This is a genomic window from Pseudarthrobacter cremeus (assembly GCF_051857465.1).
In the GTDB taxonomy this organism is placed as follows: domain Bacteria; phylum Actinomycetota; class Actinomycetes; order Actinomycetales; family Micrococcaceae; genus Arthrobacter.
The window spans coordinates 37,329-55,171 of the sequence record NZ_JBPZHC010000007.1; the positions used below are offsets into that span (position 1 = coordinate 37,329).

At 66.1% G+C, this 17,843-nt stretch carries 14 protein-coding genes; 1 reads left to right on the plus strand and 13 read right to left on the minus strand.

The window, feature by feature from the left end; translation table 11 throughout:
• Nucleotides 1-59 precede the first annotated feature (59 nt).
• From pyk to hisI, 11 genes are all read right to left on the minus strand, one after another.
• Nucleotides 60-1,553 (minus strand): pyruvate kinase, encoded by a 1,494-nt coding sequence (pyk, locus tag ACS5PJ_RS13840; RefSeq protein WP_439435455.1) that lies wholly within the window; start codon nt 1,551-1,553, stop codon nt 60-62.
• Nucleotides 1,554-1,637: 84 nt separating this feature from the next.
• Complete coding sequence (locus ACS5PJ_RS13845; RefSeq protein WP_354147513.1) at nt 1,638-3,095, minus strand: glutamate synthase subunit beta; 1,458 nt, start codon at nt 3,093-3,095, stop codon at nt 1,638-1,640.
• Nucleotides 3,088-7,701 (minus strand): glutamate synthase large subunit, encoded by a 4,614-nt coding sequence (gene gltB, locus ACS5PJ_RS13850; protein WP_439435456.1) that lies wholly within the window; start codon nt 7,699-7,701, stop codon nt 3,088-3,090. The genes ACS5PJ_RS13845 and gltB overlap by 8 nt, the downstream gene beginning before the upstream one ends.
• 264 nt (nt 7,702-7,965) lie before the next feature.
• The gene (lgt, locus tag ACS5PJ_RS13855; RefSeq protein WP_439435457.1) at nt 7,966-9,120 is read right to left on the minus strand and encodes a prolipoprotein diacylglyceryl transferase; all 1,155 of its coding nucleotides are present in this window, start codon (nt 9,118-9,120) and stop codon (nt 7,966-7,968) included.
• Nucleotides 9,121-9,125: 5 nt separating this feature from the next.
• Nucleotides 9,126-9,935 carry a tryptophan synthase subunit alpha gene (trpA, locus tag ACS5PJ_RS13860; RefSeq protein WP_439435458.1) on the minus strand — a complete coding sequence of 270 codons (810 nt, stop codon included), beginning with the start codon at nt 9,933-9,935 and terminating at the stop codon, nt 9,126-9,128.
• Nucleotides 9,932-11,254 (minus strand): tryptophan synthase subunit beta, encoded by a 1,323-nt coding sequence (gene trpB, locus ACS5PJ_RS13865; protein WP_439435459.1) that lies wholly within the window; start codon nt 11,252-11,254, stop codon nt 9,932-9,934. Before trpB ends, trpA begins: the two co-directional genes overlap by 4 nt.
• Before the next feature lie 75 nt (nt 11,255-11,329).
• Nucleotides 11,330-12,151, minus strand: coding sequence for an indole-3-glycerol phosphate synthase TrpC (gene trpC / locus ACS5PJ_RS13870; protein WP_439435460.1), 822 nt, complete (start codon nt 12,149-12,151; stop codon nt 11,330-11,332).
• The gene (locus ACS5PJ_RS13875) at nt 12,151-12,438 is read right to left on the minus strand and encodes an HGxxPAAW family protein (protein WP_439435461.1); all 288 of its coding nucleotides are present in this window, start codon (nt 12,436-12,438) and stop codon (nt 12,151-12,153) included. Before ACS5PJ_RS13875 ends, trpC begins: the two co-directional genes overlap by 1 nt.
• A 116-nt stretch (nt 12,439-12,554) precedes the next feature.
• The gene (locus tag ACS5PJ_RS13880; protein ID WP_439435462.1) at nt 12,555-13,202 is read right to left on the minus strand and encodes a Trp biosynthesis-associated membrane protein; all 648 of its coding nucleotides are present in this window, start codon (nt 13,200-13,202) and stop codon (nt 12,555-12,557) included.
• Nucleotides 13,199-14,806 carry an anthranilate synthase component I gene (locus tag ACS5PJ_RS13885; RefSeq protein WP_439435463.1) on the minus strand — a complete coding sequence of 536 codons (1,608 nt, stop codon included), beginning with the start codon at nt 14,804-14,806 and terminating at the stop codon, nt 13,199-13,201. The genes ACS5PJ_RS13880 and ACS5PJ_RS13885 overlap by 4 nt, the downstream gene beginning before the upstream one ends.
• Nucleotides 14,807-14,808: 2 nt before the next feature.
• Nucleotides 14,809-15,279, minus strand: coding sequence for a phosphoribosyl-AMP cyclohydrolase (hisI, locus tag ACS5PJ_RS13890; RefSeq protein ID WP_439435464.1), 471 nt, complete (start codon nt 15,277-15,279; stop codon nt 14,809-14,811).
• A 134-nt stretch (nt 15,280-15,413) separates the two neighbouring features.
• On the opposite strand from hisI, the gene ACS5PJ_RS13895 reads away from it, so the two are divergent.
• Nucleotides 15,414-16,058, plus strand: coding sequence for a TIGR03085 family metal-binding protein (locus ACS5PJ_RS13895; RefSeq protein ID WP_439435646.1), 645 nt, complete (start codon nt 15,414-15,416; stop codon nt 16,056-16,058).
• 85 nt (nt 16,059-16,143) lie between these two features.
• On the opposite strand, the gene hisF is transcribed toward ACS5PJ_RS13895, so the two are convergent.
• Together hisF and hisG are read right to left on the minus strand one after the other, a co-directional pair.
• A complete protein-coding gene (gene hisF, locus ACS5PJ_RS13900) occupies nt 16,144-16,920 on the minus strand; it encodes an imidazole glycerol phosphate synthase subunit HisF (protein ID WP_439435465.1) in 777 nt (258 codons plus the stop codon).
• Nucleotides 16,921-16,955: 35 nt separating this feature from the next.
• Nucleotides 16,956-17,816: an ATP phosphoribosyltransferase gene (gene hisG, locus ACS5PJ_RS13905; protein WP_354147501.1), complete on the minus strand. Its 861-nt coding sequence runs from the start codon at nt 17,814-17,816 to the stop codon at nt 16,956-16,958.
• Between the last annotated feature and the right edge of the window lie 27 nt (nt 17,817-17,843).

The following is a 17,843-nucleotide window of genomic DNA, read 5'->3' on the forward strand; positions in this document are numbered from 1 at the left end:
AAAAGGAGGATCCCCGCCAATCGGCGGGGATCCTCCCTTTTGTGCGGAAGCCTAAGAAGCTAGGACTTCTTCTTCTTTTCCGGCCACGGGCCGAGCTTTTCCTTGGGTGCTCCGCCTTCTTCGCCCATGCGTGAGGAGTCGGCGAGGTCGCCTACCCTGTGCGCCTTTAGCGAGTTGGTGGAACCGGCTTTTCCTGGAGGGGAACCGGCAGCAATGATCACCAGGTCACCGTCTTCCACCAGGTCCAGTTCGAGGAGGCTGCGGTCAACCTGTGCGGTCATCTCATCGGTGTGGCCCACCATGGGAACCAGCACCGGCTGGATGCCCCAAGTCAGGGCAAGCTGGTTCCACACGTGCTCCACCGGAGTGAACGCAAACACCGGCTTGATGGGGCGCAGGCGTGAGAGCCGGCGTGCGGAGTCGCCGGACTGGGTGAAGGTACAGATGTACTTTGCTTCCAGCTGGTCGGCGATTTCGACGGCGGCACGGGTGATGGCGCCACCGCGGGTCTTGGGCTTGGTGCCCAGCGGGGGGACGCGCTCCAGGCCGTGGACCTCAGTGGATTCGATGATCCGGGCCATGACCTTGACGGTCTCGATCGGGTACTTGCCCACGCTGGTCTCGCCGGACAGCATGACGGCGTCGGCTCCATCCAGCACAGCGTTGGCGCAGTCCGAGGCCTCGGCGCGGGTGGGGCGCGGGTTGTCGATCATGGATTCGAGCACCTGGGTTGCCACGATGACCGGCTTGGCCCAGCGGCGTGCCAGTTCAATGGCGCGCTTCTGCACGATCGGCACTTCCTCCAGGGGAAGCTCCACGCCGAGGTCGCCACGGGCCACCATGATCGCGTCGAACGCGTCGATGATCTCGTGGAGCTGCTCCACGGCCTGCGGCTTCTCGATCTTGGCGATGACCGGCACGCGGCGGCCTTCTTCGTCCATGATCTCGTGCACGCGGCTGATGTCCGTCGCATCGCGGACGAACGAGAGGGCAACCATGTCCACACCGCGGCGGATGGCCCAGCGGAGATCGTCCTCATCCTTCTCGCTCAGCGCGGGGACGTTCACGGCAACGCCGGGAAGGTTGATGCCCTTGTTGTTGGACACCGAACCGCCCACAGTCACGACGGCGACAACCTTGACGTCGTCCACCTCGATGGCACGCAGCGCCACCTTGCCGTCGTCGATCAGCAGGGCATCGCCCACGTTGACGTCCTGGGTGAGGCTCTTCAGCGTGGTGGAGCAGATGTCCTTGGTGCCCGGGACGTCGTCGGTGGTGATGGTGAACGTGTCGCCTTCGGCGAGTACGTGGGGGCCATCCACAAAGCGGCCCAGGCGGATCTTGGGACCCTGCAGGTCAGCCATGATCGCCACGGGCTTGCTCAGCTGGGCCGCCGCCTTGCGGACATTCTCATACGTGTTGTCATGCACGGAGTAATCGCCGTGGCTCATGTTCATCCGGGCCACATCCACACCCGCTTCCAACACCGCAAGCGTGTTGTCGAAGCTGGCAATTGCCGGGCCGAAAGTGGCCACAATCTTAGCGCGTCTCATATACCTACCCTAGTAGTTTGCTGCATTGGTTAAGTTGTTGTGGAGATGAACCTGCGGCGAACGCCGGAGCGTGGGAACGCCGCCTCAGAGCACGGCGATGGCGCGGTCCGTGGGTGCAACCGGGGCCGGCAGGATGGTGCTGCCCATGAGGAACTTGTCCACCGCGGCGGCTGCGGCGCGGCCTTCGGCGATGGCCCACACAATGAGCGACTGGCCGCGGCCGGCGTCACCGGCTACGAAGATGCCCTCGGTGTTGGTCATGTAGTAGCCGTCCCGTGCCACGTTGCCGCGCCCATCGAAGTCGGCCTTGACCTGTTCGTTGATGCCAGCCGGTTCCGGTCCGGTGAAGCCCAGGGACAGGAACACGAGATCGGCGGGAATGATCCGCTCCGTGCCCGCCTTGGGCAGACGCTTGCCGTCGACGAATTCCGTCTCGGCAACCTTCACGCCGGTGAGCTTGCCGTTCTCCCCCACGTATTCCACCGTGGAGGCGAGGTAGGTGCGTTCGCCGCCTTCCTCGTGGGCGCTGGCCATTTCGAAGAGCGTGGGGAATGTGGGCCAGGGCTGGTGCCCGGCACGTTCGGACGGCGGCTGCTTGCCGATCGCGAGGGTCGTCACCGAGGCTGCCCCGTGGCGGTGCGCCGTGCCGAGGCAGTCGGCACCGGTGTCGCCGCCGCCGAGGATGACTACATGCTTGCCCTTGGCGTTGATCTGGTTCTCCACGGTCTCCCCCGCCACCACACGGTTTGCGGGTACGAGGTAGTCCATGGCGAAGTGCACGCCTTCGAGGTCGCGGCCCGGAATGGGCAGGTCACGCGGGACCGTGGCGCCGGTGGCAATCACCACGGCGTCATAGCGGCGGCGCAGCTGTTCCCAGGTCACGTCAGTGCCCACGGCAACGCCGGTGCGGAACCGGGTGCCTTCAGCCTTCATCTGCTCGACGCGGCGGTCAACCTGCTCCTTCTCCATCTTGAAGTCAGGGATGCCGTACCGGAGAAGCCCGCCGATCTTGTCGTCGCGCTCGTACACGGCCACGGTGTGGCCAACCCGTGTCAGCTGCTGCGCCACGGCTAGCCCGGCAGGGCCGGAGCCGACGACGGCAACGGTCTTGCCCGTCAGGCGCGTGGGAGGCAGCGGCTCAACCCAGCCGTTGTCCCACGCTTCGTCGATGATGGAGACCTCAACCTGCTTGATGGTCACCGCGGGCTGGTTGATCCCCAGCACACAGGACGCCTCGCAGGGTGCCGGGCAAAGCCGGCCGGTGAACTCCGGGAAGTTGTTGGTGGCGTGCAGCCGCTCAATCGCTTCCTCGCCCTTGTCCCGCCAGGTGAGGTCGTTCCACTCGGGGATCAGGTTGCCCAGCGGGCAGCCCTGGTGGCAGAACGGCACGCCGCAGTCCATGCAGCGGCCGGCCTGTGCCTTCAGGACACCCTTTTCCTGGGCCTCGTAAACTTCCTTCCAGTCCATGATGCGGACCGGAACGGGACGTCGCGGCTGGGTTTCACGCTGGCGTACTTTGAGAAATCCGCGTGGATCAGCCACCGGTTACCTCCAGGATTCGAGCCCATACTTCTTCGCCGTCAGGGTCAAGACCCTCTTCGATGGCGTCAAGACGGGTTTGCTGGACTGCAGCGTAGTCACGCGGCAGCACTTTGGTAATGCGGGCGGCGGTGTCGTCGAAGTTCTCCAACAACCGGGCGGCGAGCAGGGACTCTGTTTCCTCGCCGTGCTTGACCAGGAGGCCGTGCACGATGTCACGGTCCTCGGCGTCGAGCTCGCGGAGCTGGAGTTCACCGGACTGCAGGGCGTCCTTGTTGACCCGGGTGGTCTCGAGGTCCAGCACGTACGCCGTACCGCCGGACATGCCGGCACCGAAGTTGCGGCCGGTGCGGCCGATGATGAGCGTCTGCCCGCCGGTCATGTACTCGCAGCCGTGGTCGCCGATGCCTTCGACGACGGCGGTGGCACCGGAGTTGCGGACCAGGAAGCGTTCGCCCACCTGCCCGCGCAGGAACATCTCGCCGCTGGTGGCACCGTAGCCGATCACGTTGCCGGCGATCACGTTGTTCTCCGCCTTGAAGACGTTGGTGCGGTCCGGGCGGACAATGATGCGTCCGCCGGAGAGGCCCTTGCCCACGTAGTCGTTGGAGTCACCGAGCAGGCGCAGCGTGATGCCGGCCGGCAGGAACGCCCCGAGCGACTGGCCTGCCGTGCCGGTCAGGGTGATATCGATGGTGTCCGGCGCCAGTACGTCCGTGCTGAACGTCTTGGTCACCACGTGGCCGAGCATGGTGCCCACGGAGCGGTCGGTGTTGATCACGTCGACGGCGATCTTCACCGGGCTGCGGTCGGTCAGCGCTTCGGTGGCCATGGTGATCAGGCGCTGGTCGAAGTGCTTGTCCAGTTCGTGGTTCTGTCCGGTCATGTTGCGCAGCGGCGCGTCATCATCGAATTCGAGACCGTGCAGGATCGGGTCGAGGTCCAGGCCCTCGGCCTTCCAGTGGTTGATGGCTTCGCGGGCATCGAGGACCTCGGCGTGGCCGATTGCCTCTTCGATGCTCCGGAAACCAAGCTCCGCAAGGATCTCGCGGACTTCCTCGGCCAGGAATTCGAAGAAGTTGACCACGAACTCGGGCTTGCCGGTGAAGCGGGCCCGCAGTTCGGGGTTCTGCGTCGCCACACCCACGGGGCAGGTGTCCAGGTGGCAGACCCGCATCATGATGCAGCCTTCCACCACCAGCGGTGCGGTGGCGAAGCCGAATTCCTCGCCGCCCAGCAGCGCAGCGATAACGACGTCGCGGCCGGTCTTGAGCTGGCCGTCAACCTGGACCACCACGCGGTCGCGCAGGCCGTTGAGCATAAGGGTCTGCTGCGTCTCCGCAAGCCCCAGCTCCCACGGCACGCCGGCGTGCTTGAGCGAGTTCAGCGGCGAGGCGCCGGTTCCGCCGTCGTGGCCGGAGACCAGTACGACGTCGGCCTTCGCCTTCGTCACACCGGCGGCAACCGTGCCAATGCCCACCTCGGAGACGAGCTTGACGTGCACGCGGGCCGAGGGGTTGGCGCGCTTCGCATCGTAGATGAGCTGCGCGAGGTCCTCGATCGAGTAGATGTCGTGGTGCGGCGGCGGGGAGATGAGTCCGACGCCGGGCGTCGAGTGACGGGTCCGGGCCACCCAGGGGTAGACCTTCTGCGCCATCAGCTGGCCGCCTTCGCCGGGCTTGGCACCCTGCGCCATCTTGATCTGGATGTCATCGGCGTTGCTCAGGTAGAGGCTGGTGACGCCGAAACGGCCGGACGCGATCTGCTTGACGGCAGAGCGGCGCCTCGGGTCCAGCAGGCGGTCCACGTCCTCGCCGCCTTCACCGGTGTTCGACTTGCCGCCCAGCTGATTCATGGCGATCGCCAGGGTCTCGTGCGCTTCCTGGGAGATGGAGCCGTAGCTCATGGCACCCGTGGAGAAACGCTTGACCACGCTGGAGACGGGCTCCACTTCCTCAAGCGGCACCGGCGGGCGGTTGCCGCTCTTGAACTTAAGCAGCCCGCGCAGGGTCATCAGGTTCTCGGACTGGTCGTCCACGCCCTTGGTGTAGGCCTTGAAAATGTCATAGCGGCGCTCACGCGTGGCATGCTGCAGCCGGAAGACCGTCTCAGGGTTGAAGAGGTGCGGCTCACCGTCGCGGCGCCACTGGTACTCGCCGCCGCCAAGAAGCGGGCGGTGCGGCAGCTCGATGCCGCCCTCCGGATAGGCCATCTGGTGGCGGGCGGAAACTTCGGCAGCGATGACGTCAAGGCCGACGCCGCCGAGCTGGGAGTGCGTTCCGGCAAAGAACTCGTCCACCAGCTCCTGTCCGAGGCCGAGGGCTTCGAACGTCTGGGCGCCGGTGTAGGAAGCCACCGTGGAGATGCCCATCTTGGACATGATCTTCAGGACACCCTTGCCAAGGCCCTTGATCAGGTTGTACACGCCATCCTGCGCGGTCACGCCGACGACGTCCCCGCTGCTGATGAGCTGTTCCACGGATTCCATGGCCAGGTACGGGTTGACAGCGGACGCGCCGTAGCCGATCAGTACCGCAACGTGGTGCGTCTCGCGGACGTCGCCGGCCTCGACCACCAGGGCGGTCTTGGTGCGGTTGGCGCTGCGGAGCAGGTGGTGGTGCACGGCGCTGACAAGGAGCAGCGACGGGATGGGCGCCCACTGGGCGTTCGAGTCACGGTCGGACAGGACCACGTACTGCACGCCGCGGTTGATGGCGCCGGAAACCTGTTCGCAGATTTCGGTGAGGCGGGCACGCAGCGCGTTCTCGCCGCCTTCGGGGCGGTAGAGTCCGCGGACCTTCATGGCCACACGGTCGCCGTCGGCGTTCTCAATGTTGGCGATCTTGGCGAGCTGGTCGTTGTTGATCACGGGGAAGGGCAACTGGACCTGGGGCTGGCGGACCTGCTTGGTGTCCAGGAGGTTGCCGTTCGGCCCGATGGCACACGTCAGCGACGTCACCAGTTCTTCACGGATGGCGTCCAGGGGCGGGTTGGTGACCTGCGCGAAGGACTGCACGAAGTAGTCGAACAGCAGGCGCGGGCGCTTCGAAAGCACAGCCACCGGGGTGTCCGAGCCCATCGCGCCGAGCGGTTCCGCGCCGGTGCGTGCCATGGGTCCGAGCAGGATCTTGAGCTCTTCGGTGGTATAGCCGAAGGTCCGCTGGCGGATGTTCACGGAGGCGGCGGTGTGGACCACGTGCTCGCGCTCGGGGAGGCTCTTGAGGTCGATCAGGTTGTCCTTGACCCATTCGGCCCACGGGTTCGCCGCGGCCACCTCGGCCTTGACCTCTTCGTCGTCGATGATGCGGCCGGAGTCGGTGTCCACCAGGAACATCTTGCCGGGCGACACACGGCCCTTCTTGACCACCTTGGAAGGCTCGACGTCGATCACGCCGACCTCGGAGGCAAAAACGATCAGGCCGTCTTCAGTGATCCAGTAGCGGCCGGGCCGGAGGCCGTTGCGGTCCAGGGTGGCGCCTACAAGGTTGCCGTCGGTGAAGGAGACTGCCGCGGGGCCGTCCCACGGTTCCATCAGCAGCGAGTGGTACTCATAGAACGCACGCCGGGCAGGATCCATGGTGGCGTGGTTTTCCCAGGCCTCGGGGATCATCATCATGATCGAGTGCGTGATGGGGCGGCCGGAGAGCCACAGCAGTTCGGCAACCTCGTCGAAGGAAGCGGAGTCCGAGGCACCCGGGGTGCAGATCGGGTACAGCTCCTCCGGGGAATCACCCAGCAGCGGGTTGGCCAGCTGTGACTGGCGGGCCCGCATCCAGTTGCGGTTGCCCTTGACCGTGTTGATTTCACCGTTGTGGGCGATGGTGCGGAACGGCTGGGCAAGCGGCCAGGACGGGAAAGTGTTGGTGGAGAAGCGCGAGTGGACAATGGCCAGCTTGGTCTTGAACCGCTTGTCCGAAAGGTCCGGGTAGAACGGCTCGAGCTGCGCTGTGGTGAGCATGCCCTTGTAGACGATGGTGCGGGAGGACAGCGACGGGAAGTACACACCGAACTTGTTCTGCGCTCGCTTGCGGATCCGCCAGGCACGCGAGTCCAGCTCGTTGCGGTCCAGTTCCTCGCCGGTGGCCGAGGCCAGGAAGGGCTGGGAGAAATACGGCATGCAGGCACGCGCCATGGCGCCCACGAGGTCGGCGACGATCGGCACTTCGCGCCAGCCGAGCACGGTGAGGCCCTCATCGGCGGCGAGCCCTTCGATGCCGGCCTTGGCAGCGTCGGCCTCGCGCTTTTCAGCGGGCAGGAAGGCGGTGCCGGCCACATACTGGCCGGGCGCCGGAAGTTCGAATTCCGTGACCGCCCGGAAGAACTCGTCCGGGATCTGCATCAGGAGCCCGGCGCCGTCGCCGGTTCCCTCGTCGGCGCCCACGGCGCCGCGGTGCTCAAGGTTGCGCAGGGCGGTCAGCGCGGCGTCGACGATGTCGTAGCCGGGTTCGCCGCGGAGCGTGGCGATGATCGCCAGGCCGCAGGCATCCTTTTCATTGTCCGGGTTGTACAGACCCCGTGCCTCCGGAAGCGCGGCGAAGCGCTTGAACGGAGAAACGGGGCCGTCTGATCCTATTTTTTCGGACCAACGTGGGCTATGAAGATGGGTCATTGAAGACGTCCTTCCTCGAGATAGAGCGTATGGAAGGGACACCGTTGGCCCCACTCGTCGGCGCCTGATGTGATGGCACAACAAAGTGTTATTTACAGGAAATTGTAGGCCAGCCTGGCCTGCTGAACTAACAGTTACGCAGGCCTCCGGCCCGGGCTTGACCGGACAGCTTTGTCTCTGCTGGCCGGTTGGGCCCCGTTGCCACGACGCTGTGGTCTCTGGGCGCTGCGAGCGGTAACTCTGCTGCCCTGCCGTACTGGCGTACTACTTGCTCGTGCCAGCCTCCGGCGCGGATTCCGTTGCCTTGTGACCGGAACTTCCGGCTACCGGCGACTCCGGAACGGGCTGCTTGCCGTTCCTTAATGCCGCTTCCACTTCCGTTGGGGCGGAAGGGTCCCGGGAACCGTTTTTGCTATCAGGGAGATTATCACGCGATTCACTATCTGAGACAACAGGGTCCGTATCGCGGACGGTTGCCTCACGGTCATCCCCTGTCTCCAGGACGCGGTCTTCCGCCGGCTCGTGCCCGGCCAGGTAAGGCGTGTCCGGTACGGGGCGCCCCTTCATTCCCAGCAGGACGAAGGCGATGAGGGCAACCACAAAGACGAAGACGCTGGTCCAGACGTTGAGCCTGGTGGTGATGCCGAAGAGGCTGATCTGTTCAGCCTCGTCAATCCGCATGGCCTCGATCCACACCCGGCCCAGGGTGTAGTACATGGCGTAGAGCCAGAAGAGCCGTGCGCGCCTGAAGTGGAATCGCCGGTCCAGCGCGAGCAGGATCAGCACACCCACGACGTTCCAGAGCGACTCGTAAAGGAACGTGGGGTGGAACAGGGTATCCGCCGGTGTGCCGGCAGGGAAGTTGGGGTTGTCAGCATCGATCTGAAGCCCCCACGGCAGGGTGGTGGGCCCGCCGAAGAGTTCCTGGTTGAAATAGTTGCCCCAGCGGCCAACGGCCTGGGCCAGCAGGAGGCCCGGTGCCGCGGCATCCAGGAAGGCTGTGAGCTTTACCCCGGACCGGCGGCAGCCGATCCAGGCGCCCAGGACACCCAGGACTACGGCACCCCAGATACCCAGGCCGCCGCGCTGGATCTGCGGGATGAGCGAGAGGTCTCCCGTCCCGTCGAAGCCGGGGCCAAAGTAGGCGTCCGGGGAGGACACCACGTGGTAGAGGCGGCCGCCGATGATGCCGAACGGGATGGCCCAGATGACGATGTCCCAGACGCTGCCTTCGGGGGCACCGCGGCGGGCCCACCGGACGGAGGTCAGCCACAGGCCAACCATGATGCCGGCAAGGATGCAGAGGGCGTAGGCGTGGATGCGCAGTGTCCCCCATGGCAGCGGGATGTCGAAGCCGGACCAGTCCGGGCTGGGGATGCTGGCGGGCACCATGGCGGCAGCCTGCATGAGGGTCTGCATGGGTTCTAGGCTTCTTCCCTGACGAGTCCGGTGCTGAGCTCCCGGGTGAGGTCGGCAACTGCCTGGACTCCGCCGTCGCGGATGGCAGCAACCAGCGCGGTTCCCACGATCACGCCTTCGGCGTAGGCCCCGATTTCCCGGACCTGGTCCGCAGTGGAAACACCGAGTCCGACGCACACGCGCTCGGCTCCCGCGTGGTGGGCCGCGGCAACCACGTCCTTGGCAGCACTGCTGACCGAGGTGCGGGCACCGGTGACGCCCATGATGGAGACGGCGTAGACAAAGCCGCGGCTCGCTTCAACGGTGCGCTTCATGCGTTCAGGCGTGGAGGACGGTGCCACGAGGAACACCCGGTCCAGTCCGTACTTGTCCGAGGCTTCAAACCATTCGGAAGCTTCATCCGGGATGAGGTCCGGAGTGATCAGCCCGGCTCCCCCGGCCTCGGCCAGCCGGCGCGAGAACTCGTCCACGCCCATCCGGACCACAGGGTTCCAGTAGGTCATGACCAGGACCGCGGCGTCGGTCTTGCTGGTGATACCGGCGACGACGTCGAACACCTGGCGTACGTGGAAGCCGTTGGCAAGTGCCTCGGTGGTGGCGGCCTGGATGACCTGGCCGTCCATCACGGGATCGGAGTACGGGATGCCGATTTCAATCAGGTCGGCCCCGTTTTCGGCGAGGGCGATGCCGGCGGCGATGGTCTGCTCGACGTCCGGGTAGCCGGCGGGGAGGTAGCCGATCAGGGCGGCGCGGCCTTCGGCGCGGGCCTTGTCAATTGCGGCTGCCGATTTGCTGGCCGTTGGCGCGGTGCTCACAGCTGCTCTCCCTCTTTGCCGATTTCGGCTTCCGGTGAATCCTTGTCCAGCAGGTCGAACCATTCCGCGGCCTGGGCCACGTCCTTGTCGCCGCGGCCGGACAGGTTGACGATGATGATCTTCTCCGCCGCCTGGCCGCCGGCTTCGGCGGCCATGCGCTGCCCCACCTTGATGGCACCGGCGAGGGCGTGGGCCGATTCGATGGCGGGGATGATGCCTTCGGTGCGGCACAGCAGCCTGAACGCCTCCATGGCTTCGCTGTCCGTGATGGGCTCGTAGCTGACCCGTCCGATGTCGGCCAGGTAGGCGTGCTCCGGGCCGACGCCGGGGTAGTCCAGCCCGGCGGAGATGGAGTGGGACTCGATGGTCTGGCCGTCGTCGTCCTGCATGAGGTAGGAACGCGCCCCGTGGAGGACCCCCGGCTTGCCGAGGGTGATGGTGGCGGCGTGGCGGCCGGTGTCGACGCCGTCGCCGCCGGCTTCGAAGCCGTAGATCTTGACGGAAGGATCATCGAGGAATCCGTGGAAGATGCCGATGGCGTTGGACCCGCCGCCGATGCACGCGCAGACGGCATCCGGGAGCCTGCCTGCCTGCTCCAGGATCTGGGCGCGGGTCTCCTCGCCGATGATCTCATGGAAATAACGGACCATGGCCGGGAACGGGTGGGCTCCGGCGGCAGTTCCCAGCAGGTAATGGGTGTTGCCGACGTTGGCCACCCAGTCGCGCAGGGCCTCGTTGATGGCGTCCTTGAGGGTCTGGGATCCGCTGGTCACCGGGATCACCGTGGCGCCCAGCAGTTCCATCCGGGCCACGTTCAGGGCCTGGCGGCGGCAGTCCTCGGCGCCCATGTACACCACGCACTCGAGCCCCAGGAGGGCGGCCGCGGTGGCGCTGGCAACACCATGCTGCCCGGCCCCGGTCTCGGCGATGATGCGGGTCTTGCCCATGCGCTTGGCCAGCAGTGCCTGGCCGATGACGTTGTTGATCTTGTGCGATCCGGTGTGGTTGAGGTCCTCGCGCTTGAGGAAGACGCGCACTCCCCCGGCGTGCTCGGCGAACCGCTTGGCTTCGGTAAGCAACGACGGGCGGCCCGAGTAGTTCTTGTTCAGGTCCGCGATCTGGGCAACGAATTCGGGGTCGGCCTTGGCCTTTTCGAAGGTGTCCTCAAGCTCATCCAGGGCAGCGATGAGCGATTCGGGCATCCAGCGTCCGCCGTAGGTGCCGAAGTAGGGCCCCGGGGCGTGCTTCAGCGAACCCCCCTGCAGAAATGCCTCGGCCGTGTTGTTCTCAGCGTTCTCTGAGGGTGCAGCGTCAACCATCAGTCTCACCGTCCTGTTCCAGTTGATCGTTCCGAAGTGTTGTGCTGCCGGCGCCGGCGCCGGCAGGTTGGGGCCTCAGGCCCGTGCGGCGATGGCGGCAGCGCCGGCGGCGGTGAACTCGGCGATCCGCTCCCGGGGAGTCGAATGGCTCACCAGGGCTTCGCCCACCAGGATCGCGTTCGCGCCGTTCGCTGCGTAGTGGGTGACGTCGTCCACGCCGCGCACGCCGGACTCGGCAATGACCAGCGCTTCGGCAGGAATCAGGCCGGCGAGGGAGGCAAAGACGGAACGGTCGACGTCGAGCGTCTTCAGGTTGCGCACGTTGACGCCGATGATCCGCGCCTCAGCGGCCACCGCCCGCTCGATTTCCTCTTCCGTATGCGTCTCGACGAGCACGTTCATGCCGAGTTCACGGCTGAGCGAGCTGAAATCCTTGAGCTGGGCATCGGACAACGACGCCACGATCAGCAGGATGAGGTCCGCACCGTGGGCACGGGCTTCCCAGATCTGGTACTCATCGAGCGTGAAATCCTTGCGCAGCAGCGGCACATCGACGCGGGCGCGGACGGCGTCCAGGTCTGCCAGGGAGCCGTTGAAGCGCCGCTGTTCGGTGAGCACACTGATGACCGCTGCGCCGCCGCCGGCGTACTGTTCGGCGAGCGATGCCGGATCCACGATGCTGGCGAGGTCACCCTTGGACGGGCTGCGCCGCTTGATCTCGGCAATCACCTTCAACTGGTCACGCTGCGCCGCGGTGCCGCCGAGGGCCGCCCAGGCGTCGCGGGCAGGCTCCGCGGCTGCGGCTGCGTCCTTCAGTTCTGCAAGCGAAACGAGGCGTTTCCGGGCCTCCATATCCTCCTTGACACCAGCATTGATGTCATCGAGAACAGTTGCCATCAGTGGCCGGAGTTCTTCAGCTTGCTGCCCTCGACGCCGTAGCCCGCCTTGCGCATGACAAATCCGGCGATCAGCCCGAGGACCATCACTGCCGCGCCGGCAATAAAGATCGGAGTGCTGGCGATCACGAAAGCGATGGCAGCAATGAGGGCACCGACCAGCATCACGATCACGCAGGTCCAGGCGGCGGGGCTGTTGCCGTGGCCGAGTTCCTGGCTGTGGTCAACGGCGCCGGGGGCAACGGTCCTGGTGCCTGACTTGGTTACGGACGCAGGTGCTTTGCTCATGTGAATCTCCTCAGGATGAATACTGCTTACATTCTGCCATTTTTTGGCCGTGTCCTGCTTATCGGCGAACGCCGGCCGTGTCTGTGCGGCGGGGCTGCCGCGTTCAGTTCAGGGGCTCAGGTGGGATCGTCGCCCCGCGAGAGCCGGTCCCAGCTGTCGATCTCGTCCACCGGGCCCGCGGCTGCTGCGGAACTGTCCTCCGCGTTGGAGTCCGTCGTACCGGCGGCTCCGCCTGCGCTTACTCCGGCCGGTACAGCGCCGGCGGCGACGTCATATTTGGTCCGCCCCTTCCAAAACCGGCCCGCCGGGACAATCAGCAGGGCACCGAGTCCCAGCAGGGCGCCGGCGACGACGGCGAGGACCGGGAAGGCGGTAACGCTTACCTCTGCGGTGCCGCCGGTGATTCCGGTTGCCGCGGCGATGGACCCCTGGGCAGCGGCAAGGGGGTCAGCGAGCACGGTGGCGGCGGCAGCAACGATGCCGGCGGACGCCAGGATGATGATCGCCGTAATGAGGATCCGGGCGATCTTCCCGGCAATGGACGCTGCCAGTCCCCCTGCTAATGCCACCACGGCCAAAGCCGTCACGGCAGTGGCGGCCTTGCTGCCCTGGACGGGCAGCGTATTCTGGCCGCCGCCCTGGCCCAGCTGGTCCGGGTCCAGGTTTACGGTGATCCACGTTTGCGTGGTCGCGCCGAACACGGCAAGTGCCAGCACCGCAATCAGCAGGACCAGCGTTGATTTCCGGGCCCAGACCGGCGTCATTCCGCCGCCTGGCTTCCCTCGACGACCGGGCGGTCCCCGGCAACGGGCGCGTCGCCGTCGGGCAGTGACTCCACGGCAATGTTGTGCAGCGATCCGGCGGTGTGCACTGCCCGCAGCGGCGCAGCCGCCTTGTTCACGGTCTCCAGCGCCTCGGTGGGGTTCACCGAATCCGCCACGATGCCGCCGCCGGCCTGCACATACGCGCGTCCGTCACGCAGGAGGGCGGAACGGATGGCGATGGCCATGTCCATGTCGCCGGCGAAATCGAGATAGCCCACCACGCCGCCGTAGATGCCGCGGCGGTGCGGTTCAAGCTCGTCCAGCAGCCGGAGGGCACGCGGTTTCGGTGCCCCGGAAAGGGTTCCTGCGGGGAAGGTTGCTTTGAGGACGTCGTAGGCCTTTGCCTGCGGCGACAGTTTTCCCACCACAGTGGAGACGAGGTGCATGATGTGGCTGAACCGCTCAACCTCCATGAACTGGGTGACGTCCACCGTTCCGGCGACGCAGACCTTGGAGAGGTCGTTGCGGGAGAGATCCACCAGCATCAAATGCTCGGCGCGTTCCTTCTGGTCCGCCAGGAGCTCCTCAGCCAGTGCCTTGTCACCCTCAACGGTCTTGCCCCGCGGCCGCGAGCCGGCGATCGGGTGGGTGATGACTTCCTCGCCTGTCACCGTGACGAGGGCTTCCGGAGATGACCCGACGATCGAGTATTCCCGGCCGTCGGCGTCCTCCAGGCTGAAAATGTACATGTAGGGGCTGGGGTTGGTGTTGCGCAGGACCCGGTAGACATCCAGCGGGGAAGCGCCGCACTCCATCTCGAAGCGGCGAGAGATCACCACCTGGAAGACTTCGCCGTCCACAATCGCTTCCTTGCCACGGTCAAGGGCAGCCAGGTAGGAAGGCTCGTCCCAGCGCTCCTGGACGCTGGAGGCAAAATCAAGGGCGGCAGGTTCCAGAACGGAGACAGGCTGCGCCACTGGTGTACTGATCCGGGTGAGGAGGGCTTTGACCCTTGCAACGGCGTCGTGCCACGCCTCGTCCACCCGCTCGGAGCTGTTGTCGAAGTTGATGGCGTTGGCGATCAGCAGCACGGTGCCGTCATGGTTGTCGTGCACTGCCATGTCCGTGACCAGGTTCAGCGCGAGTTCGGGGAGGTGGAGGTCATCCTCCGGGGGGCTGGTCAGCCGCTCCCAGTGCCGGACGGTCTCCCAGCCCAGGAAGCCCACCAGGCCGGAGGTAAACGGCGGCAGGCCCTCAAACCTGCTGGTCCGCAGTGCCTCGATGGTGTCCCGGATGGCATCCACCGGGTTGCCGTCCAGCGGCACGCCGGCCGGCGGTTCGCCCAGCCAGTGCGCCTGCCCGTCCTTGGTGGTCAGCGTGGCGCGGGACTTCGCTCCGATGAAGGAATAACGGGACCACGTGCCCCCCACCGCCGCGGACTCCATGAGGAACGTTCCGGGCTGGCCCTGGGCCAGCTTCCGGTATAGGCCAATGGGTGTCTCCGCGTCCGCCAGGACCTTGAGCGTGACGGGGATGACCCGGCTGCTGCCGGCAAGTTCCCGGAACTCCGCGAGGCCCGGGCTGATGATTCCAAGGTCCTGCATGGCTACGCTTCTCCGCTGGTTGTTGAGATGTCCGGTGTTGAGACGTCCGGCGTCGTGATGTCCGGTGTTGCGACGTCCAGAGTTGTGACGTCCAGCCCCCGGCCCTCGAAACAGGTCCTGGTGCCGGTGTGGCACGCAGCGCCCACCTGGTCGACCCGGACAAGGAGGGCATCCCCGTCACAGTCCATGGCCACGGATTTAACCCACTGGACGTGCCCAGAGGTGTCCCCCTTGCGCCAGTACTCCTGGCGGGAGCGCGAGTAGAAGGTGACCCGGCCGGTGGTCATGGTCCGGTGCAGGGCTTCGTCATCCATCCAGCCGAGCATCAGCACCTCATGGGTGTCGAACTGCTGGACCACTGCGGCCACCAGCCCGGCATTGTCCCGCTTCAGTGCGGCGGCGACCGCAGGCGGCAACGGGCTGGCGGAGGGGGCCGGGACAGGCATGGGGGCGGGGGCAGGCTGCTCAGACATCAGGCCAAGTCTAGTGCCTCAGCTGCGACCGGGAGGATTGCTGACCGATGCGGAAACGCCATGTGAACAAGGGCACTCGTCCGCTGGCGGTTCTGCTGCCCAAGTCCGCCGCGGTCGTGCTAGTTTCACAAGTGATGCATTTCGTCGACCCGTCCCGAGAAGTCCTGGCCGAAACCCTGCTGGCGGCCGGCCCTGATGCCCCCACGCTTTGCCGAGGCTGGCGCACCAGGGACCTTGCCGCGCACCTCTACCTCCGTGAACGCAAAGCGGCCGTGGGCCTGGGCCTGATTATCAAGAGGCTGTCCAAGGCCTCGGATAAGGCCACCGCCAAACTGGCGGCGAAGCTGAAGACCGCCGATGACTACACCGGACTGGTGAACACCTTCCGCGCCGGTCCCCCGGCCTTGTCGCCCATGAAAATCAAGGCCCTGGACGAGAGCTCGAACCTGATCGAATACTTCGTCCACACCGAGGACATCCGCCGGGCTGTGGACCGCTGGGCTCCGCGGGCGCTCGACGAAGCCTATTCGGATGCCCTGTGGGACGAGCTCATCAAGCGGGCGGCGATCCTTTACCGCGGAGTGGACCTTGGCATTGTCCTGGTCCGTCCCTCCGGCCCCCGGCACGTCGCCAAGCGGGCACCCGTTTCAGTGGCAATCGTCGGTGAGCCCGGCGAGCTGCTCATGCACGCCCACGGCCGCACGCGCCATGCGCTGGTGACCTTCGAGGGCCAGCCCGACGCCGTCGCGCTCCTCCAGTCCGCCGAAGTCGGCCTCTAGCAAGAAGCAACGCGGGGTCACTTTCCGCCCGAAAACCTTGGTTTATCGGGCGAAAAGTGACCCCGCGTTGCTTTAAAGCGGGCGGTCAGCGGACTTCGAAGCCTGCTTCGCGGATGGCGTTTTTGACCTGGGACATCATGTCGTCCGGGCCCCAGTGGAAGATCGACGCCGCCAGCACGGCGTCGGCTCCGGCAGCGACGGCAGGCGGGAAGTGAGCGGGTTCGCCTGCCCCGCCTGAGGCGATGATGGGGACCTTCACGGCGGCCCGGACGAGGCGGATCAGTTCCAGGTCAAAGCCGTCTTTGGTTCCGTCGGCGTCGATCGAGTTGAGCAGGATCTCCCCGACGCCGCGGTCCGCGGCTTCCTTGGCCCACTCGATGGCGTCGATACCCGTGCCGGTGCGGCCGCCGTGGGTGGTGACTTCAAAGCCCGACGGCGTGGGCTCGGACCCGGGGCGGGTGCGGCGGGCGTCCACGGACAGGACAAGCACCTGGGAACCGAAGTGCCGCGAGATTTCGTTGATGACATCCGGCCGCGCCACGGCAGCGGTGTTGATGGAGGCCTTGTCCGCGCCGAACCGAAGAAGCTTGTCCACCTCGGCCACGCCGCGCACTCCGCCGCCCACGGTCAGCGGAATGAAAACTTCCTCGGCAGTGCGCCGGACGACGTCGAACGTGGTTTCGCGGTTGCCCGAGGACGCCGTGACGTCAAGGAACGTCAGTTCGTCGGCGCCTGCGTTGTCGTACCGGTGTGCGAGCTCCACGGGGTCGCCGGCATCGCGGAGTCCCTCGAAGTTGATGCCTTTGACGACACGTCCGGCGTCAACGTCGAGGCATGGGATGACCCGTACAGCTACTGCCATGGCTACTCCTGGAATTCTGGTTGGACGCTGCGGCTTTAGATGCGGCAGGCGTGGATGCTGCTGACCAGGATGGCGCGGGCGCCGAGGTCGTAGAGCTCATCCATGATCCGGTTGGTTTCCTTCTTGGGCACCATGGACCGGACAGCGACCCACTCGGAGTCGCGCAGCGGCGAGACCGTGGGCGATTCCAGGCCGGGAGTCAGCGCGGCGGCCTGTTCCACGAGTTCCTTGCGGATGTCGTAGTCCATCAGCACGTACTGGCGCGCCACCAGGACACCCTGCAGGCGGCGGATGAGGACCTCGATCTCCTTGGCGGTGCCGTTCGCGGCGCCGCCCTCGCCGGTGCGCCGGATCAGCACGGCCTCGGACTTGAGGATCGGCTCGCCGAAGATCTCCATGCCGGCGGCTTTGAGGGTGTTGCCGGTCTCGACGACGTCGGCGATGGCGTCAGCAACGCCCAGCCGGACCGAGGATTCCACGGCACCGTCCAGGCGGACCACCTTGGCGTTGACGCCGCGCTCGGCGAGGTAGCCGCGGAGCAGTCCGTCATAGCTGGTGGCGAGGCGCTTGCCCTCAAGCTCCTCCACTTTGGCGAAGTCCCCCACCGGACCGGCGAAGCGGAACGTGGACGCGGCAAAGCCCAGCGGAAGGAGCTCTTCAGCCTCCACCTCGGCGTCCAGCAGCAGGTCGCGGCCGGTGATGCCGACGTCGAGCGTTCCCCGGCCGACGTAGACGGCGATGTCACGCGGGCGGAGGAAGAAGAATTCAATGTCATTGTCGGGGTCCATCATGACCAGTTCGCGGGTGTCGCGGCGCTGGCGGTAACCCGCTTCGGACAGCATTTCGGACGCGGCTTCGGACAGGGAGCCCTTGTTGGGGACGGCTACTCGCAGCATGGGGGGGGCTTTCTTGGTTGGGAGGTC